The sequence below is a fragment of the Cronobacter muytjensii ATCC 51329 genome, assembly GCF_001277195.1.
GTDB classification, from domain to species: domain Bacteria; phylum Pseudomonadota; class Gammaproteobacteria; order Enterobacterales; family Enterobacteriaceae; genus Cronobacter; species Cronobacter muytjensii.
Map to the genome: position 1 here is coordinate 3642593 of NZ_CP012268.1, position 19163 is coordinate 3661755.

The window sequence follows — 19163 nt, forward strand, 5'->3', positions numbered from 1 at the left end:
CTTTTAATTTCTGGACTCGCCGCCATAACCGTATAATAACTGTTTGAAATAATTCATTTCACGAATGAGAATACCGTTAATTATTCACACAGAGAATTTGTTTATGGCTACGAAAATTGCTCGTTCGGTTTTGCTCACGCTGAGCCTGCTCCCTGCTCTGGCGATGGCCTCGCAGTGGAGCTATGAAGGCGAAGGTTCGCCCGAGCACTGGGGGGAGCTGGATCCGGATTTCAGCCTGTGTCAGAAAGGCATGAATCAGTCACCTATTGATATCGACAATACTTTAAAAGCCCATGTCGTTCCGCTGAAAACCCACTATGTGGATGGCCCGTCCTCTCTCCTGAATAATGGTCACACCGTACAAGCGACACTGCCTGAAAACACGCAGGATAGCGTCACGATCGACGGCGTTGCGTATCGTCTGCAACAGTTCCACTTTCACGCGCCAAGCGAAAACACCCTGCACGGCAAGCACTACGATCTGGAAATGCATCTGGTTCATAAAAATGCCGCGGGCGACATCGCGGTGGTGGCGGTAATGTTTAAGACCGGCGCGGCGAACGCCGAGCTTGAGAAGCTCTGGCAGGCGCTTCCGGATCACGCCGATGCCAGCCAGCCGCTCAATACCGCGATTGATATCAATAAGCTGTTGCCGCAGGACAAAACCTATTACCGCTTCAGTGGTTCGCTGACCACGCCGCCGTGCAGCGAAGGGATCGCCTGGCTTGTCATTAAGCAGCCTCTGACGCTCTCCGCCGGGCAGCTCAACAAATTCAAACAACTTATGCATCACGATAACAACCGGCCCGTACAGCCTCTCCACGGGCGCGTAGTCGTAGAATAATCCACTACGGGCGGAAAACTCCGCCCGTCTTTTCTCCAGCGTTTACGCCATTCAGCCGGAGATTCCCCGGCCGCATAACGAGAGCCAGATCGCATTTTATCGCTAATTTTGCCTGTTTTATCGCCGTTTATCCCGCTTGCCGCCCGGTCGTTTCGTTAAAAAAAGAACGATTTCCGGGATTTTTTTAATGCGCGATTTTTCATCGCTTTCATTTAACGTAATGATTGTTAAGCCTAATTTATTAGGGGAATCCGTACAGGCGCCGATTCATTGATCTGTCGCATCGGATTGTTCAAAGTTTGGCCTTTCATCTCGTGCAAAAAATGCGTAATATACGCCGCCTTGCAGGCACAGTATGGTCATTTCTTCACTCATGCGTATCGGACACTACCAGCTCAGAAATCGCCTGATCGCAGCACCGATGGCTGGCATTACAGACAGACCTTTTCGGACGCTGTGCTACGAGATGGGAGCAGGATTAACCGTTTCTGAGATGATGTCCTCTAACCCGGAAGTCTGGGCGAGCGACAAATCCCGGTTGCGGATGGTGCATGTGGATGAGCCCGGTATTCGCACCGTGCAAATCGCCGGCAGCGTGCCCGAAGAGATGGCGGAAGCCGCACGTATTAATGTGGAAAACGGCGCCCAGATTATTGATATCAATATGGGGTGCCCGGCTAAAAAAGTGAATCGCAAGCTGGCAGGTTCAGCCCTTCTGCAATACCCGGAACTGGTGAAGTCTATCCTGACCGCGGTTGTTAACGCAGTGGACGTTCCCGTTACGTTGAAGATTCGCACCGGCTGGGATCCGGCTAACCGTAACTGTGTAGAAATTGCCCAATTGGCTGAAGAATGTGGTATTCAGGCGCTGACGATTCATGGCCGCACCCGCGCCTGTTTGTTTCAGGGCAACGCAGAATACGACAGCATTCGGACAGTTAAGCAGAAGGTCTCCATTCCGGTTATTGCGAATGGCGACATTACTTCCCCGCATAAAGCCAGAGCTGTGCTCGACTATACAGGGGCGGATGCTCTGATGATAGGTCGCGCGGCTCAGGGAAGACCCTGGATCTTCCGGGAAATCCAGCACTATCTGGACACTGGGGAGCTGCTGCCTCCTCTGCCTCTGGCAGAGGTTAAGCGCTTGCTATGCGCGCACGTTCGGGAATTGCATGACTTTTACGGCCAGGCAAAGGGGTACCGAATCGCGCGCAAACATGTGGCCTGGTATCTCCAGGAACATGCTCCAGATGACCAGTTTCGGCGCACATTCAACGCCATTGAGGATGCCAGCGAACAGCTGGAGGCGTTGGAGGCATACTTCGAAAATTTTGCGTAAACAGAAATAAAGAGCTGACAGAACTATGTTCGAACAACGCGTAAATTCTGACGTACTGACCGTTTCTACCGTTAACTCTCAGGATCAGGTGACTCAAAAGCCCCTGCGTGACTCGGTGAAACAGGCACTGAAGAACTATTTTGCTCAACTGAACGGTCAGGATGTGAATGACCTGTATGAGCTGGTACTGGCTGAAGTAGAACAGCCCCTGTTGGACATGGTGATGCAATACACCCGCGGCAACCAGACCCGCGCTGCGCTGATGATGGGTATCAACCGCGGTACGCTGCGTAAGAAACTGAAAAAATACGGCATGAACTAAATTCGCTTAGTTAATTTGCTGATTAAAAAGGCGCGAACCGGCATGGGGAAGCGCCTTTTTTGTTTTTAGCCTTCAGCCCGCCGTTGTTCTCCCGCCTGGCCTGACAAATAGCGCCCTCGCGCTACACTAATGACAGTATCGTGCCAGAAATATCGGCGCCGTAGCGACATTGCTGAACACGGTTATACCTGTCAAATCCATTGTCATTCAGGGGTCTTAAATCACTTTCGCCTGGTTTTCGGCGGTGATAATGTTCAGCTCCCTTTTTCCCCACAGGCCCGCCAGGCAAGGCCTGCGGATGCAGCGACCTTTTTTGGATGAGACGCCATGCTGGTTAGTCATTACGACAATATCCTTGTTGTGACCTCGTTTATTGTGGCCATTCTGGCTTCAAGCACCGCGCTGAATATGGCCGGTCGCGTAACCACCAGCAGCGGCTATGTGGCGCGCGTCTGGCTGGTTGGCGGCAGCGTCGCAATGGGGATTGGCATCTGGGCCATGCATTTTATCGGCATGCTGGCGATGAGCCTGCCGGTGACGCTGAGCTATGATCCTCTCATCACAGCGGTATCGCTGTTAATCGCCATCGGCTCGTCGCTGTTTGCTCTGCAACTGGTCTGCGGCGCGGATTTAAACATCTCGCGCCTTATTCCCGGCTCGCTGGTGCTGGGCTGCGGGATTGCAGCTATGCACTACACCGGTATGGCCGCACTGCTGGTAGAGCCCGGTATCGTCTGGTCCTGGGGATGGGTGGCGCTGTCGGTCATTATTGCCCTGCTGGCCTCCGCCGCTGCGCTGTGGCTTACCTTTCGGCTGCGCCAGGATGTCGGGCGCGTGGCGTTGATGCGCGCCGGCGCCGCCATCATTATGGGGATAGCCATCGCAGGTATGCACTATACCGGCATGCTGGCGGCGAATTTTCCGGGGCATACGCACGCCACACACATGGGTGTGAATACCCGCTGGCTGGCGCTGGTCGTGACGCTGGTGACGCTCGCCATTCTTGGCATTACGCTGCTGGTCTCGATGTTTGACGCACGCCTGCAGGCGCGCACCTCGCTGCTTGCCTCCTCACTTGCCGAAGCGAACAAAGAGCTGGCCCAGCTGGCGCTACAGGATACCCTGACCCGCCTGCCAAACCGCATTTTGCTGGAAGATCGTCTCGATCAGGCGATTCACAAAGCCGATCGCGAAGGGAGCCGTTTCGCACTGATGTTTATGGATCTTGACGGCTTCAAAGCGGTGAATGACGCCTACGGGCATAACACTGGCGACCGGCTGCTGGTTGCCGTCACCGAGCGCCTCAAAGAACTACTGAAAGGGCAGTTTACGCTGGCGCGCATCGGTGGGGATGAGTTCGTGCTGCTGGCAGAAACCGACCAGCCTAACGACGCGGCGGCGCTTGCTAACGCGCTGGTGCGCGCGATCGACAGCCCGTTTGCTATTGAGCCTTATGAACTGGTGGTGACGCTCAGCGTCGGGATCGCCTTCTATCCTCACGACGGCAAAAACGGTCGCGAGCTGATGTTCAATGCTGATGCCGCGATGTACCACACCAAGCATATTGGCCGTAACGGCTACAGCTTTTTCCAGCCGTCGATGAATACCCAGGCGCAGACCCAGCTTCAGCTGATGAACGATCTATGGATGGCGCGCGAGCGCAAAGAACTCCGCCTGATGTATCAGCCAAAATTCCAGGCGCCTTCCGGGCCGGTGGTCGGTTTCGAGGCGCTACTGCGCTGGCAGCACCCGCAGTACGGGCTGCTTTCCCCTGACGCCTTCCTGCCGCTCGCGGAAAAAACCGGGATGATTATCAGCATCGGCGAATGGGTGCTGGACGAAGCCTGCCGCCAGTTAAACGAATGGCACCAGGCGGGCCATCGCCACTGGTCGGTCGCGGTGAATCTTTCCACCATGCAATTCGAACAGCCGGATCTGGTGGAAATGGTGATGGGCTGTCTCGAACGCCACCAGATAGCGCCTGATAAGCTGATTCTGGAAGTGACTGAAACCACGGCCATGAGCAACCCGGATGAGAGCGTGCGCCTGCTTACCCGCCTCACTGAGCTGGGGGTGAAGGCCTCGATTGATGATTTCGGCACCGGTTATTCGAGCCTGCTTTACCTGAAGCGGTTGCCCGCCAGCGAGCTGAAAATCGACCGCGCGTTTGTGAATGAACTACGTGCCGAGGGCGAAGACGCGACCATCGTATCAGCTATCGTCGCGCTGGCGAAAACCCTTAATCTGCGCGTCGTCGCCGAAGGCGTGGAAACGGTAGAACAGCAGCAGTTCCTGACCGAACTGGGCTGCAATACGCTACAGGGTTATCTGCTTGGCAGACCGCTGGCACCGGACGTTATCACCCGCGAAGGCAATAATCTGGAACACCCGCAGACGACGCCCGTAGCGGAAAAACGCGAGCCGGTCTGACCGTTACGCCAGCAGCGCTCCCACGCCGCTGGCGACACTCACGTTTATTGCGCCAGTAATACCGACTGGTTGTTATTATCCGGGCGTGGCAGCATCCGAAGCATATTGTCCACCAGCACAGGCGCTAATCTGAAAAGATCGCACGCCTCCGGCTGAAATAACCAGTTTTTAAGAATACCACTCAGGCAGCCGTGTAAAATCGTTAACATAATATCGACATCAAGCGATCCCGAAATCGCATTTTCCGCGATGCCCTGTCGCAGTAACCCCCCCACATAATGCCGGCTAAATCCAATTCGCTCACGAATCTCAGCCTCTGACATCATCTCCTCATCAAATTCGCATTTACGATACAGAATCTGTAATAGCGCCCGCTGGCGCGGCGTGCTGGCGATATATTGCAGCACGGCGATAAACGTTTCCCGTAATAAAAGTAACGGGTCGCCCCACGCCTGCGCCGGCAGTTGCGGGCGAATGATATCTCTCACCGGTAATTGCTGCTGCCAGATTTCATTAAACAGCTCCGCTTTACTAGTGAAATGCCAGTAGACAGCGCCACGAGTCACTTGCGCGGCGCGCGCGATATCAGAGAGCGTGGTATGCGCCACGCCACGCTCGGCAAATGTATAGATAGCGGCGTCGATTAACTGCTGGCGCGTTTTCAGCGCCTCCTGTTTGGTTTTCCGGGCCATAATTCACCTTGCCTTTTCCTGGCGGGATTCAATTAATATTATTCTCCGGCGTTTTTATCACAGCTTATTTTTGTTGGCCTGTGATTTTTATATATAGATTCAAGGAATGATTTAATAAATAAAATAGATTCGGGAAATGTATTTCCTTAACGAAAAGTTTTTACGCAACCAGAAACAATTTAATTTCAGAAATCATAAATTTAAAAACAAAAGAAGACCTTCCTTTGCTTTCTGGTGCTTTTACGATGTCCGAATAAATAAGGTTTGCTGACACAGGCGCTCAATTATTTGTACGATAGCGCTCTGTTATTTTCATCTCATCCTTATTCCTGCTACCGGCCTGACGGTGGATATCGTATTACTGCTAATAAAGGAACAGCAATGACCAATTATGCCAGGCTTCTGCTTATGCCCCTTGGCCTGTACCTCTGTGCGTCAGGGATGACAGGTTGTGATAATCAAACCGCTAATGTCCCTGCTGCCTCAGCGCCGCAGGTGACGGTACATGTCGTGCAGCCTACGTCTGTTGAGGTGGTCACCGAACTGCCGGGCCGCACCCGCGCTTTTCGCATCGCCCAGGTGCGCCCGCAAGTCAGCGGCATCATCCTTAAGCGAAACTTCACCGAGGGCGCAGACGTGCAGGCTGGCGAGTCGCTCTACCAGATAGATCCGGCGATGTACCAGGCTGCGTGGCAGAACGCCCAGGGCAGCCTCGCCAAAGCGCAGGCCGCAGCCGAGATGGCGCGGCTGACGGTGCGTCGCTACGCGGCGCTTACAGGAACGCAGTACATCAGTAAGCAAGAATATGACGAAGCGGTAGCGAATGCCCATCAGGCCGACGCGAGCGTCGCGGCGGCAAAGGCCGCACTGGAGAGCGCCCGCATTAACCTCGCATGGACGAAAGTCACTTCGCCGATTAGCGGACGCATCGGAAAATCCAGCGTTACCGAAGGCGCGCTGGTCACCAGCAGCCAGGCGAATGAACTGGCGACAGTGCAGCAGCTCGATCCTATCTATGTGGATGTTACCCAGTCCAGCACCGATTTTCTGCATCTGAAACACGCGATGGCGCAAGGGCAGGTTGAAAAAGAGAGCGGCGCCGGCAACGTCGAACTGGTGATGGAGAACGGCGACACCTATCCGCTGAAAGGCAAACTGCAATTCTCCGATGTCACCGTGGATGAGAGCACCGGCTCAATCACGCTGCGCGCGATTTTCCCTAATCCGCAACATTTCCTGCTGCCAGGAATGTTTGTTCGCGCCCGCATTCATGAAGGTATGCAGCCTGACGCGATCCTCGTGCCGCAGCAGGGCGTCACGCGTACGCCGCGCGGCGAGGCAATGGTGATGGTGGTGAATGAGAAAAACCAGGTGGAAAACCGCAGCGTCACTACCGGCCAGGCCATCAAAACGAACTGGCTGGTCACTCAGGGGCTGAAAACCGGCGAGAAAGTTATCGTCAGCGGATTGCAGAAAGCGCATCCGGGCGCCGTCGTCACGCCCGTTACCGCGCCTGCGAAATAAGGTGACGCCATGGCTAACTTTTTTATTCAACGTCCTATTTTCGCCTGGGTTCTGGCGATAATCATGATGATGGCGGGCGCGCTGGCGATCCTGCAGCTTCCCATCGCGCAGTATCCGACTATCGCGCCGCCCGCTATCGCGGTCTCGGCGACCTATCCAGGCGCTGACGCTCAGACGGTGCAGGACACCGTGACGCAGGTTATCGAGCAGAATATGAACGGTATCGATAACCTGATGTATATGTCCTCCACCAGCGATTCAGCGGGCGGCGTGACCGTCACGCTGACGTTTACCTCCGGTACCGATCCAGATATCGCACAGGTGCAAGTGCAGAATAAACTGCAGCTGGCGATGCCGCTGCTGCCGCAAGAGGTACAGCAACAGGGTGTGAGCGTTGAGAAAGCCAGTAGCAGTTTCCTGCTGGTCGCCGGTTTTATCAGCGATAATCCGTTGCTGACGCAGGAGGATATCGCCGACTACGTCTCTTCTGATGTGAAAGATACCATCAGCCGCACCAACGGCGTGGGCGACGTGCAGCTGTTTGGCGCGCAATACGCTATGCGTATCTGGCTCGATTCGCACGCGATGAATAACTACCAGCTCACGCCGCTGGACGTTATCAATCAGCTAAAAGCGCAGAATAACCAGATAGCCGCGGGCCAGCTTGGCGGCACGCCCGCCCTGCCTGGACAGCAGTTGAACGCCTCGATCATTGCCCAGACGCGCCTTAAAGATCCTCAGGAGTTTGGCCGTGTGATGCTGAAGGTGAATCCGGACGGCTCGCAGGTGCGCCTGCGCGATGTGGCGCGCATTGAGCTTGGCGGTGAAAACTACAATATGCTGACCAAAATCAACGGTCAGCCCGCCACGGGGCTTGGGATCAAGCTCGCCACTGGCGCGAATGCGCTGGATACCGCCAATGCTATCAAAACCACGCTCGCCGATTTGCAGCGCTATTTCCCGCAGGGCATGAAGGTGGTTTACCCCTACGACACCACACCGTTTGTGAAAATTTCCATTCACGAGGTGGTAAAAACCCTGTTTGAGGCCATCATTCTGGTTTTCCTGGTGATGTACCTGTTCCTCCAGAACCTGCGCGCGACGCTGATTCCGACCATCGCCGTGCCGGTAGTGCTGTTAGGCACCTTCGCGGTTCTGGCGGCGTTCGGCTATTCCATCAATACCCTGACGATGTTCGGGATGGTGCTGGCGATAGGGCTGCTGGTGGACGACGCGATCGTGGTGGTGGAAAACGTCGAGCGCGTCATGGTGGAAGAGAAGCTGCCGCCCAAAGAGGCAACGCAGCTCTCCATGTCGCAGATCCAGGGCGCGCTGGTGGGGATTGCGATGGTACTTTCCGCGGTCTTCGTACCGATGGCATTCTTTGGCGGCTCGACAGGCGCTATCTACCGGCAGTTTTCCGTGACTATCGTCTCCTCAATGGCGCTGTCCGTGCTGGTGGCGCTGATCCTCACCCCTGCCCTGTGCGCTACGCTACTGAAGCCGGTAAGCGACGATCACCATGCCCAAAAAGCGAAATTTTTTGTCTGGTTTAATGCGCGTTTCGATCTGAGTGTTAACCACTACACACAGAGCGTGGGCGGCATTCTGCACAAAACCGGGCGCTATCTTCTGCTGTATCTGCTGATTGTTGCCGGAATGACGGTGCTGTTTGTCCGCCTGCCGACCTCGTTCCTGCCGGAAGAAGACCAGGGCGTGTTTATGACGATGGTGCAGTTGCCGTCCGGCGCGACGCAGGCGCGCACGCAGCAGGTGCTTGACCAGGTGAGTCATTATTATCTCAATGACGAGAAAGCGAATGTCGACTCGGTATTTACCGTCAGTGGCTTTAGCTTCAGCGGCCAGGGTCAGAACGCCGGGATTGCGTTTATCAGCCTGAAACCGTGGGAGGCCCGTCCCGGACACGAAAACAGCGTCGGCGCGATTGTCGCCCGCTCCGGTAAGGCGTTCAGTAAGATTCAGGACGGGCTGGTGTTCCCGTTTAACCTGCCCGCCATTCTTGAGCTGGGCACCGCGACGGGTTTTGACTTTGAGCTTAAAGATCAGGCGAACCTCGGGCACAACGCGCTGACGCAGGCGCGTAATCAGCTGCTGGGCATGGTCCGCGAGCATCCGGAACTGCTGACGCGCGTGCGCCCGAATGGCCTTGAGGATACGCCGCAGTTCAAACTCGATGTCGATCAGGAGAAAGCGCAGGCATTGGGCGTCGCTATCCCCGATATTAACCAGACGATCATGACGGCGCTGGGCGGCACGTACGTGAACGATTTTATCGACCGGGGCCGCGTGAAGAAGGTCTACGTTCAGGCCGACGCGCCATTCCGTATGCTGCCGTCGGATATTAATACTCTGTATGTGCGCGGCAGCGGCGGCGATATGGTGCCGCTCTCGGCGTTCACGACATCGCACTGGATTTACGGCTCGCCGCGTCTGGAGCGCTATAACGGGATGCCATCAATGGAGATCCTGGGCGAGGCGGCGCCAGGCCGAAGCACCGGTGAAGCGATGGCGCTGATGGAGAGCCTGGCCAGTAAGCTGCCTGCGGGCATCGGCTACGACTGGACGGGGCTCTCTTATCAGGAGCGGCTTTCCGGAAACCAGGCGCCCGCCCTGTATGCCATTTCGCTGATTGTGGTGTTCCTGTGCCTCGCGGCGCTTTATGAAAGCTGGTCAATTCCATTTTCAGTCATGCTGGTGGTGCCGCTGGGGATTATCGGCGCGCTGCTGGCGGCGTCGCTGCGCGGACTGAACAATGACGTCTATTTCCAGGTAGGTCTGCTGACGACGATTGGCCTGTCGGCGAAAAACGCCATTCTGATTGTGGAGTTTGCGAAGGACCTGATGGAAAAAGAAGGACGGGGCCTGACGGAAGCGACGCTTGAGGCGGTGCGCTTACGCCTGCGCCCTATCCTGATGACGTCGCTGGCGTTTATTCTCGGCGTGCTGCCACTGGTGCTGAATAACGGCGCGGGTAGCGGCGCGCAGAACGCGGTTGGCACCGGCGTTATGGGAGGAATGCTGAGTGCCACGCTGCTCGCCATTTTCTTCGTGCCGGTCTTTTTCGTGGTGATCCGGCGACGCTTTATAAAGCCAGACGGCAATGCGTAAATCCTGATAAAAAAGGCGCCTTTATGGCGCCTTTATTTTACAGCATTTATCTCATTCGCCATGCGTCGTAATCATAACAATTCACGTAACCCATTACGGACATTAGATTCTTATTCCGCATCGTTTGATCCTGTCATGATGTAGATAATCTTCATTCTCCATAATTCCTTCACATTACCCCTGAATTACAGCGTGCGCTTCCATCATTTTTACATTCCACATGAATTGCAATTATTGCCCAGTCAACGCCTGCCTTTACACGTGATAACCTTCTTTTATTGTCCGCGCCCGATAACTTATATAACAGTTCATATCGTTTCGGGAAGGTGATTTATTCTGTAGAGGTGAACGATGAAAAAATTAATTCCCGCCGCGCTGTTGTGTACCTTACTGGCTGGTTGCGCGCATGATTCTCCCTGCGTTCCGGTGTATGACGATCAGGGCCGCCTGGTGCATACCAATACCTGTATGAAAGGTACGACGCAGGATAACTGGGAAACCGCAGGTGCCGTCGCCGGAGGGGCCGCTGCGCTTGCCGGGTTGACGATGGGGATTATCGCGCTGAGCAAATAATGCATTGCCTGGCGGGCCGTGTCTGCGCCCGCCTCGCTGCACTACTCTGCATTAAACTAAAGCTGCATTAAAATAGTGCAGCTTTTCATCATAAGGTAAAATTTTGGCATTGCTTTAGCGCATAATAAAAAAGTCATCTGGACCGCCTCCCTTTCTATAACGCCTGCGCCATTCTGTTTTATTTCTCCTTGTGAGTTATCTCACAGGGCTTACCGTTGCTTGTCGCTGAAATATTAACGCAGGAAATCACTCGCCTGCTTTGTGAATAAAACCCGGCTTATTTTGCTCCAAAATGTGGCGCGCATTGTCTTTTTGCACTTTTTCAGTGCGCTTATTTTTTTCTTTTATGTATACACTTCGCTTAATACATCCGCGCACTGCGTTTTGCGCCTGTTGTAAACCTGGCACTCCCTTTGCTTTACCCCCTATGGCTTATGCCACAGACAGCAAACTGGCGCCTCCCGGTCGCCTTATATCTATAACGATAATTCTCGCCACACAGGATGCATTATGAAGAAGATGATGATCGCCACTCTGGCCGCCGCTGGCGCGCTGTTCGCCGTTGCTAATCAGGCCCATGCCGGCGCCACGCTGGACAGTGTGAAAAAGAAGGGTTTTATACAGTGCGGCATCAGTGACGGTTTGCCGGGCTTTTCCTATGCGGAGGCCAGCGGCAAATTTACCGGTATTGACGTTGATGTCTGTCGCGGCGTAGCCGCCGCCGTTTTTGGCGATGCGTCTAAAGTGAAATATACCCCGCTGACTGCGAAAGAACGTTTCACCGCGCTTCAATCCGGGGAGGTGGATGTTCTTTCCCGTAATACCACCTGGACCTCATCACGCGATGCGGGCATGGGCATGTCTTTCACCGGCGTAACCTATTACGACGGTATCGGTTTCCTGACCCATAACAAAGCGGGCCTGAAAAGCGCTAAAGAACTGGACGGCGCGACGGTGTGCATCCAGGCGGGCACAGATACCGAGCTGAACGTGGCGGATTACTTCAAAGCTAACAACATGAAATATACGCCAGTGACCTTTGACCGCTCTGATGAATCGGCAAAAGCCCTGGAATCGGGCCGCTGCGATACCCTCGCTTCCGACCAGTCCCAGCTTTACGCGCTGCGCATTAAGCTCAGCAATCCGGCAGAGTGGATTGTCCTGCCTGAAGTGATTTCCAAAGAGCCGCTCGGCCCGGTCGTTCGCCGCGGCGATGACGAATGGTTCTCCATCGTGCGCTGGACGCTGTTCGCCATGCTGAACGCCGAAGAGATGGGCGTCGATTCCAAAAATGTGGATGCCAAAGCCGCTAACCCCTCTACACCGGATATGGCGCACCTGTTAGGTAAAGAAGGCGACTACGGCAAGGATCTGAAGCTCGACAACAAATGGGCTTATAACATCATCAAGCAGGTTGGCAACTATGCCGAGATCTTCGAGCGTAACGTCGGCCAGGAGAGCCCGTTGAAGATCAAACGCGGCCAGAACAATCTCTGGAATAAAGGCGGGATCCAGTACGCGCCGCCGGTGCGTTAAGCATTATGCCGTTACGGGCGTCGCTTCGGCGGCGCCCAGCCCAGAGTTATGGTTGCCTGAGGTTTACTTATGTTCCATCGACGCCCTGGCGTGAAAGGACCTCTCTCCCTTTCCAGCCCTGCGGTTCGCGCATGGCTGTACCAGATTGTGGCGATTGTGGTCGTTCTTGGTATCGCCGCCTATTTAATTCACAACACCATTACCAATCTGAATAACCGGGGTATCACATCGGGGTTTGCGTTTCTCGAGCGCAGCGCCGGGTTTGGTATCGTTCAGCATCTGATCGATTATCAGGAAGGCGACACCTATGGCCGCGTTTTCCTGGTCGGCCTGATGAATACGCTGCTGGTTTCCGCGCTCTGTATCGTTTTCGCCTCATTTCTCGGCTTTTTTGTCGGGCTCGCACGCCTGTCCGACAACTGGCTACTGCGTAAGCTTTCCACGATTTATATCGAAACGTTCCGCAATATTCCGCCACTGTTGCAGATCTTCTTCTGGTATTTCGCGGTGCTGCGCAATTTGCCAGGCCCACGGCAGGCCGTCAGCGCATTCGAACTGGCGTTTCTGAGCAACCGCGGGCTCTATCTACCCTCGCCGCAGGCGGGTGAAGGTGCGCTGGCCTTTGTCGGCGCAGTGATCATCGCGCTGGCGCTTTCCACCGGGCTTTATCGCTTTAATAAAAAGCACCAGATGAAGACCGGACAGCTACGGCGTACCTGGCCGACACTGCTGTTGCTTATCGTCGTGCTGCCGTTGCTGGCGCATCTGGTATTTGGCCCGGCGCTGCACTGGGATGTGCCTGCGCTGCGCGGATTTAACTTCCGCGGCGGGCTGGCGCTTATCCCGGAGCTGGCAGCCCTGACGCTGGCGCTTTCCGTTTACACCTCGGCCTTTATCGCCGAGATTATTCGCGCCGGGATTTTATCGGTCCCACATGGACAGCATGAGGCGGCACGTTCCCTGGGCCTGCCGAACCCGGTGACGCTGCGCCAGGTGATTATTCCGCAGGCGATGCGCGTCATCATTCCACCGCTGACCAGCCAGTACCTGAATATCGTGAAAAACTCGTCGCTTGCCGCCGCCATAGGTTACCCGGATATGGTGTCGCTGTTTGCGGGCACCGTACTGAACCAGACCGGCCAGGCTATTGAAACGATCGCGATCACCATGTCCGTTTACCTCATTATCAGTCTGACGATCTCGCTGCTGATGAACCTGTATAACCGGCGTATAGCCCTGGTGGAGCGCTAAACCATGACGACAAAAGCGATATCGCCAGCAATAGCGCGCCCGGTCAATCGCGGCGCGCTGGGATGGATGCGTAAAAACCTGTTCTCCAGTTGGGGAAACAGCCTGCTGACGCTGTTCTGTCTCTGGATGATATGGGAGCTGATTCCGCCGCTGCTTAACTGGGCGCTTTTTCAGGCTAACTGGGTGGGAAGCACGCGCGCGGACTGCACGAAAGACGGTGCCTGTTGGGTGTTCATCCACGCCCGCTTCGGCCAGTTTATGTATGGGCTGTATCCGCATGACGAGCGCTGGCGCATTAATCTCGCGCTGGTTATCGGTTTGCTTTCCATCGTGCCGATGTTCTGGAATGCGCTGCCGCGACGCGCTCGTTATATCGCCTGCTGGGCGGTGGCGTATCCCATAGTGGTGTGGTGGTTGATGTATGGCGGTTTTCTTGGGCTTGAGCGTGTGGAAACCCGCCAGTGGGGCGGCCTGACGCTGACGCTGATTATCGCCTCTGTGGGGATCGCCGGTGCGCTGCCGCTCGGCATTTTGCTGGCGCTGGGGCGGCGTTCCCGGATGCCGGTCGTGCGGGTGCTGTCGGTTATCTTTATTGAGTTCTGGCGCGGCGTGCCGCTTATCACGGTGCTATTTATGTCATCGGTAATGCTGCCGCTGTTTATGGCGGAAGGAACCAGCATCGACAAACTCATCCGCGCCCTGGTCGGGGTAATTTTGTTCCAGTCCGCCTATGTGGCGGAAGTGGTACGCGGCGGGTTACAGGCGCTGCCTAAAGGGCAATACGAAGCGGCGGAATCACTGGCGCTGGGTTACTGGAAAACGCAGGGGCTGGTTATTCTGCCACAGGCGTTAAAACTGGTGATCCCGGGCCTCGTGAATACGATCATTGCCCTTTTTAAGGACACCAGTCTGGTCATTATTATCGGCCTTTTCGATCTGTTCAGCAGCGTGCAGCAGGCAACGGTCGATCCCGCCTGGCTCGGGATGTCGACGGAAGGCTACGTTTTCGCCGCGCTGATCTACTGGATCTTCTGCTTTAGCATGTCGCGCTACAGCCAGCATCTGGAAAAGCGCTTTCACACCGGGCGTACACCGCACTGAGGATAACCATGAGTCAAATAACACTGCAGCCTGCCGACGCGATGATTACGCTGGAAAACGTCAATAAATGGTACGGCCAGTTTCATGTGCTGAAAGATATCAATCTGAAGGTAAAACAGGGGGAGCGCATTGTACTTTGCGGACCATCGGGCTCCGGGAAATCAACGACGATCCGCTGTATTAACCATCTGGAAGAGCATCAGCAGGGCCGCATCGTCGTGGATGGCATTGAGCTTAATGACGATCTGCGCAATATTGAGAAAGTACGTACTGAAGTGGGCATGGTATTTCAACATTTCAATTTGTTCCCGCATTTGACTGTGTTGCAAAACTGTACGCTGGCACCAATCTGGGTACGTAAGCTGCCTAAAAAAGAGGCCGAAGCGCTGGCGATGCATTATCTGGAAAGGGTGCGCATTGCGGAACATGCGCATAAATTTCCGGGGCAGATCTCGGGGGGGCAGCAGCAGCGCGTAGCCATAGCCCGCTCTCTGTGTATGAAGCCTAAAATCATGCTGTTTGATGAGCCGACTTCAGCGCTTGATCCTGAGATGGTAAAGGAAGTGCTGGATACGATGATTGGCCTGGCAGAATCCGGCATGACTATGCTGTGCGTGACGCACGAAATGGGGTTTGCGCGAACGGTTGCCGACCGGGTTATCTTTATGGATCGCGGTGAGATTGTGGAAGAGGCGCCGCCGCAGGAGTTCTTTTCCAGCCCGCGTTCAGAACGTACCCGTGCGTTTCTCTCTCAGGTTATTCACTGAGATAACCCTTTCACTGATTCACCCCGCTCGTCTGAGCGGGGTTTTTTAATAATCAGCTAAGTACGAAAAGCAGGGCGCGGCAGCATGAAAGAAAGCGCCGGTGAGGGAAGTGATGCGGAGTGCTGGCGGGAGAAAACAAAAAAGCCCCATGCTTTCGCATGAGGCTTTTCCGTTTGTTTGATGCCTGGCAGTTCCCTACTCTCGCATGGGGAGGCCCCACACTACCATCGGCGCTACGGCGTTTCACTTCTGAGTTCGGCATGGGGTCAGGTGGGACCACCGCGCTACAGCCGCCAGGCAAATTCATTTTAAATGCCGAACTTTAACCGAAAAACTGGTGCTGATACCCAGAGTCGAACTGGGGACCTCACCCTTACCAAGGGTGCGCTCTACCAACTGAGCCATATCAGCACACTAAATTTGATGCCTGGCAGTTCCCTACTCTCGCATGGGGAGGCCCCACACTACCATCGGCGCTACGGCGTTTCACTTCTGAGTTCGGCATGGGGTCAGGTGGGACCACCGCGCTACAGCCGCCAGGCAAATTCTGTCCGTCCACCGCGTACCGCCATGAACGTTTATCCGTCACAAGCTGAATATCTCTCTCAACACGCCAGACTTCTTTGGCGTTGTAAGGTTAAGCCTCACGGTTCATTAGTACCGGTTAGCTCAACGCATCGCTGCGCTTACACACCCGGCCTATCAACGTCGTCGTCTTCAACGTTCCTTCAGGAGACTTAAAGTCTCAGGGAGAACTCATCTCGGGGCAAGTTTCGTGCTTAGATGCTTTCAGCACTTATCTCTTCCGCATTTAGCTACCGGGCAGTGCCATTGGCATGACAACCCGAACACCAGTGATGCGTCCACTCCGGTCCTCTCGTACTGGGAGCAGCCCCCCTCAATTCTCCAGCGCCCACGGCAGATAGGGACCGAACTGTCTCACGACGTTCTAAACCCAGCTCGCGTACCACTTTAAATGGCGAACAGCCATACCCTTGGGACCTACTTCAGCCCCAGGATGTGATGAGCCGACATCGAGGTGCCAAACACCGCCGTCGATATGAACTCTTGGGCGGTATCAGCCTGTTATCCCCGGAGTACCTTTTATCCGTTGAGCGATGGCCCTTCCATACAGAACCACCGGATCACTATGACCTGCTTTCGCACCTGCTCGAGCCGTCACTCTCGCAGTCAAGCCAGCTTATGCCATTGCACTAACCTCCTGATGTCCGACCAGGATTAGCTGACCTTCGTGCTCCTCCGTTACACTTTGGGAGGAGACCGCCCCAGTCAAACTACCCACCAGACACTGTCCCCACGCCAGATTATGGCGCCAGGTTAGAACATCAAACATTAAAGGGTGGTATTTCAAGGTTGGCTCCACGCAGACTGGCGTCCACGCTTCAAAGCCTCCCACCTATCCTACACATCAAGGCTCAATGTTCAGTGTCAAGCTGTAGTAAAGGTTCACGGGGTCTTTCCGTCTTGCCGCGGGTACACTGCATCTTCACAGCGAGTTCAATTTCACTGAGTCTCGGGTGGAGACAGCCTGGCCATCATTACGCCATTCGTGCAGGTCGGAACTTACCCGACAAGGAATTTCGCTACCTTAGGACCGTTATAGTTACGGCCGCCGTTTACCGGGGCTTCGATCAGGAGCTTCTCTTGCGATAACCCCATCAATTAACCTTCCGGCACCGGGCAGGCGTCACACCGTATACGTCCACTTTCGTGTTTGCACAGTGCTGTGTTTTTAATAAACAGTTGCAGCCAGCTGGTATCTTCGACTGACTTCAGCTCCGCCCGCAGGGGCTTCACCTACATGTCAGCGTGCCTTCTCCCGAAGTTACGGCACCATTTTGCCTAGTTCCTTCACCCGAGTTCTCTCAAGCGCCTTGGTATTCTCTACCTGACCACCTGTGTCGGTTTGGGGTACGATTTCGTGTTACCTGATGCTTAGAGGCTTTTCCTGGAAGCAGGGCATTTATTGCTTCAGCACCGTAGTGCCTCGTCATCACGCCTCAGTGTTAAAGACAACCGGATTTGCCTGGTCATCACACCTACACGCTTAAACCGGGACAACCGTCGCCCGGCCAACATAGCCTTCTCCGTCCCCCCTTCGCAGTAACACCAAGTACAGGAATATTAACCTGTTTCCCATCGACTACGCCTTTCGGCCTCGCCTTAGGGGTCGACTCACCCTGCCCCGATTAACGTTGGACAGGAACCCTTGGTCTTCCGGCGAGCGGGCTTTTCACCCGCTTTATCGTTACTTATGTCAGCATTCGCACTTCTGATACCTCCAGCATGCCTCACAGCACACCTTCGCAGGCTTACAGAACGCTCCCCTACCCAACAACACATAAGTGTCGCTGCCGCAGCTTCGGTGCATGGTTTAGCCCCGTTACATCTTCCGCGCAGGCCGACTCGACCAGTGAGCTATTACGCTTTCTTTAAATGATGGCTGCTTCTAAGCCAACATCCTGGCTGTCTGGGCCTTCCCACATCGTTTCCCACTTAACCATGACTTTGGGACCTTAGCTGGCGGTCTGGGTTGTTTCCCTCTTCACGACGGACGTTAGCACCCGCCGTGTGTCTCCCGTGATAACATTCTTCGGTATTCGCAGTTTGCATCGGGTTGGTAAGCCGGGATGGCCCCCTAGCCGAAACAGTGCTCTACCCCCGAAGATGAGTTCACGAGGCGCTACCTAAATAGCTTTCGGGGAGAACCAGCTATCTCCCGGTTTGATTGGCCTTTCACCCCCAGCCACAGGTCATCCGCTAATTTTTCAACATTAGTCGGTTCGGTCCTCCAGTTAGTGTTACCCAACCTTCAACCTGCCCATGGCTAGATCACCGGGTTTCGGGTCTATACCCTGCAACTTAACGCCCGGTTAAGACTCGGTTTCCCTTCGGCTCCCCTATACGGTTAACCTTGCTACAGAATATAAGTCGCTGACCCATTATACAAAAGGTACGCAGTCACCCTCTTACGAAGGCTCCCACTGCTTGTACGTACACGGTTTCAGGTTCTGTTTCACTCCCCTCGCCGGGGTTCTTTTCGCCTTTCCCTCACGGTACTGGTTCACTATCGGTCAGTCAGGAGTATTTAGCCTTGGAGGATGGTCCCCCCATCTTCAGACAGGATATCACGTGTCCCGCCCTACTCATCGAGCTCACAACCTGTGTGCCTTCGTGTACGGGGCTGTCACCCTGTATCGCCGGCCTTTCCAGACCGTTCCACTGACACACAAGCTGATTCAGGCTCTGGGCTGTTCCCCGTTCGCTCGCCGCTACTGGGGGAATCTCGGTTGATTTCTTTTCCTCGGGGTACTTAGATGTTTCAGTTCCCCCGGTTCGCCTCACAGCACTATGTATTCATGCTGAGATAGTGTGACGAATCACACTGGGTTTCCCCATTCGGACATCGCCGGTTATAACGGTTCATATCACCTTACCGGCGCTTTTCGCAGATTAGCACGTCCTTCATCGCCTCTGACTGCCAGGGCATCCACCGTGTACGCTTGTTCGCTTAACCTCACAACCCGAAGAAGTCTTCGTGCTGCGAGTTTGAGAGACTCTGACACACCGCGCATTCCCTGTTTACGGAAGAATGCAGCAGCATGTCTGTTTCAATTTTCAGCTTGTTCCGGAT

Annotated in this window: 13 protein-coding genes, 1 tRNA gene and 3 rRNA genes; 11 read left to right on the plus strand and 6 right to left on the minus strand. The window is 54.8% G+C overall.

The genetic code is table 11. The annotated features are described in order from the left end of the window. Nucleotides 1–103 precede the first annotated feature (103 nt). From AFK63_RS16750 to fis, 3 genes are all read left to right on the plus strand, one after another. On the plus strand, nucleotides 104–844 hold the full coding sequence (locus tag AFK63_RS16750; protein ID WP_038865620.1) for a carbonic anhydrase: 741 nt from the start codon (nucleotides 104–106) through the stop codon (nucleotides 842–844). Between the two features lie 373 nt (nucleotides 845–1217). After that, complete coding sequence (dusB, locus tag AFK63_RS16755; RefSeq protein ID WP_038865651.1) at nucleotides 1218–2183, plus strand: tRNA dihydrouridine synthase DusB; 966 nt, start codon at nucleotides 1218–1220, stop codon at nucleotides 2181–2183. 25 nt (nucleotides 2184–2208) lie between these two features. Further along, nucleotides 2209–2505: a DNA-binding transcriptional regulator Fis gene (gene fis / locus AFK63_RS16760; RefSeq protein WP_000462905.1), complete on the plus strand. Its 297-nt coding sequence runs from the start codon at nucleotides 2209–2211 to the stop codon at nucleotides 2503–2505. A gap of 216 nt (nucleotides 2506–2721) precedes the next feature. Here fis and AFK63_RS21740 read toward each other — a convergent pair whose 3' ends face one another. After that, on the minus strand, nucleotides 2722–2847 hold the full coding sequence (locus tag AFK63_RS21740) for a hypothetical protein (protein WP_263656811.1): 126 nt from the start codon (nucleotides 2845–2847) through the stop codon (nucleotides 2722–2724). Here AFK63_RS21740 and AFK63_RS16765 point away from each other — a divergent pair. Further along, nucleotides 2833–4935 (plus strand): putative bifunctional diguanylate cyclase/phosphodiesterase, encoded by a 2103-nt coding sequence (locus AFK63_RS16765; RefSeq protein ID WP_038865622.1) that lies wholly within the window; start codon nucleotides 2833–2835, stop codon nucleotides 4933–4935. The two genes, AFK63_RS21740 and AFK63_RS16765, sit on opposite strands and share 15 nt — an antisense overlap. A gap of 44 nt (nucleotides 4936–4979) precedes the next feature. Here the strand turns inward: AFK63_RS16765 and envR are convergent, their stop codons facing one another. Continuing rightward, nucleotides 4980–5627, minus strand: a complete 648-nt coding sequence (gene envR / locus AFK63_RS16770; protein WP_038865624.1) for an acrEF/envCD operon transcriptional regulator — start codon at nucleotides 5625–5627, stop codon at nucleotides 4980–4982. Nucleotides 5628–6008: 381 nt separating this feature from the next. Between envR and AFK63_RS16775 the strand changes: the two genes are divergently transcribed. From AFK63_RS16775 to AFK63_RS16805, 7 genes are all read left to right on the plus strand, one after another. After that, nucleotides 6009–7151, plus strand: coding sequence for an efflux RND transporter periplasmic adaptor subunit (locus tag AFK63_RS16775; RefSeq protein ID WP_038865626.1), 1143 nt, complete (start codon nucleotides 6009–6011; stop codon nucleotides 7149–7151). A 9-nt stretch (nucleotides 7152–7160) separates the two neighbouring features. Next, nucleotides 7161–10280 (plus strand): efflux RND transporter permease subunit, encoded by a 3120-nt coding sequence (locus tag AFK63_RS16780; RefSeq protein ID WP_038865628.1) that lies wholly within the window; start codon nucleotides 7161–7163, stop codon nucleotides 10278–10280. A gap of 351 nt (nucleotides 10281–10631) precedes the next feature. Next, nucleotides 10632–10853: a putative periplasmic lipoprotein gene (locus AFK63_RS16785; protein WP_007704760.1), complete on the plus strand. Its 222-nt coding sequence runs from the start codon at nucleotides 10632–10634 to the stop codon at nucleotides 10851–10853. 510 nt (nucleotides 10854–11363) lie between these two features. Next, complete coding sequence (locus AFK63_RS16790) at nucleotides 11364–12389, plus strand: amino acid ABC transporter substrate-binding protein (protein ID WP_038865629.1); 1026 nt, start codon at nucleotides 11364–11366, stop codon at nucleotides 12387–12389. A gap of 69 nt (nucleotides 12390–12458) precedes the next feature. Further along, on the plus strand, nucleotides 12459–13640 hold the full coding sequence (locus AFK63_RS16795) for an amino acid ABC transporter permease (protein ID WP_038865631.1): 1182 nt from the start codon (nucleotides 12459–12461) through the stop codon (nucleotides 13638–13640). A 3-nt stretch (nucleotides 13641–13643) separates the two neighbouring features. Next, nucleotides 13644–14741: an amino acid ABC transporter permease gene (locus tag AFK63_RS16800; RefSeq protein WP_038865633.1), complete on the plus strand. Its 1098-nt coding sequence runs from the start codon at nucleotides 13644–13646 to the stop codon at nucleotides 14739–14741. A gap of 8 nt (nucleotides 14742–14749) precedes the next feature. Then, nucleotides 14750–15508, plus strand: coding sequence for an amino acid ABC transporter ATP-binding protein (locus tag AFK63_RS16805; protein ID WP_053531586.1), 759 nt, complete (start codon nucleotides 14750–14752; stop codon nucleotides 15506–15508). A 182-nt stretch (nucleotides 15509–15690) separates the two neighbouring features. On the opposite strand, the gene rrf (AFK63_RS16810) is transcribed toward AFK63_RS16805, so the two are convergent. The 4 genes from rrf (AFK63_RS16810) to AFK63_RS16825 all read right to left on the minus strand — a co-directional run bounded on the left by rrf (AFK63_RS16810) (nucleotide 15691) and on the right by AFK63_RS16825 (nucleotide 19046). Beyond that, nucleotides 15691–15806 (minus strand): 5S ribosomal RNA (gene rrf, locus AFK63_RS16810). Between the two features lie 37 nt (nucleotides 15807–15843). Then, nucleotides 15844–15919, minus strand: a tRNA-Thr gene (locus tag AFK63_RS16815). Between the two features lie 14 nt (nucleotides 15920–15933). Then, nucleotides 15934–16049 (minus strand): 5S ribosomal RNA (gene rrf, locus AFK63_RS16820). A gap of 92 nt (nucleotides 16050–16141) precedes the next feature. Further along, nucleotides 16142–19046 (minus strand): 23S ribosomal RNA (locus AFK63_RS16825). Nucleotides 19047–19163 lie beyond the last annotated feature (117 nt).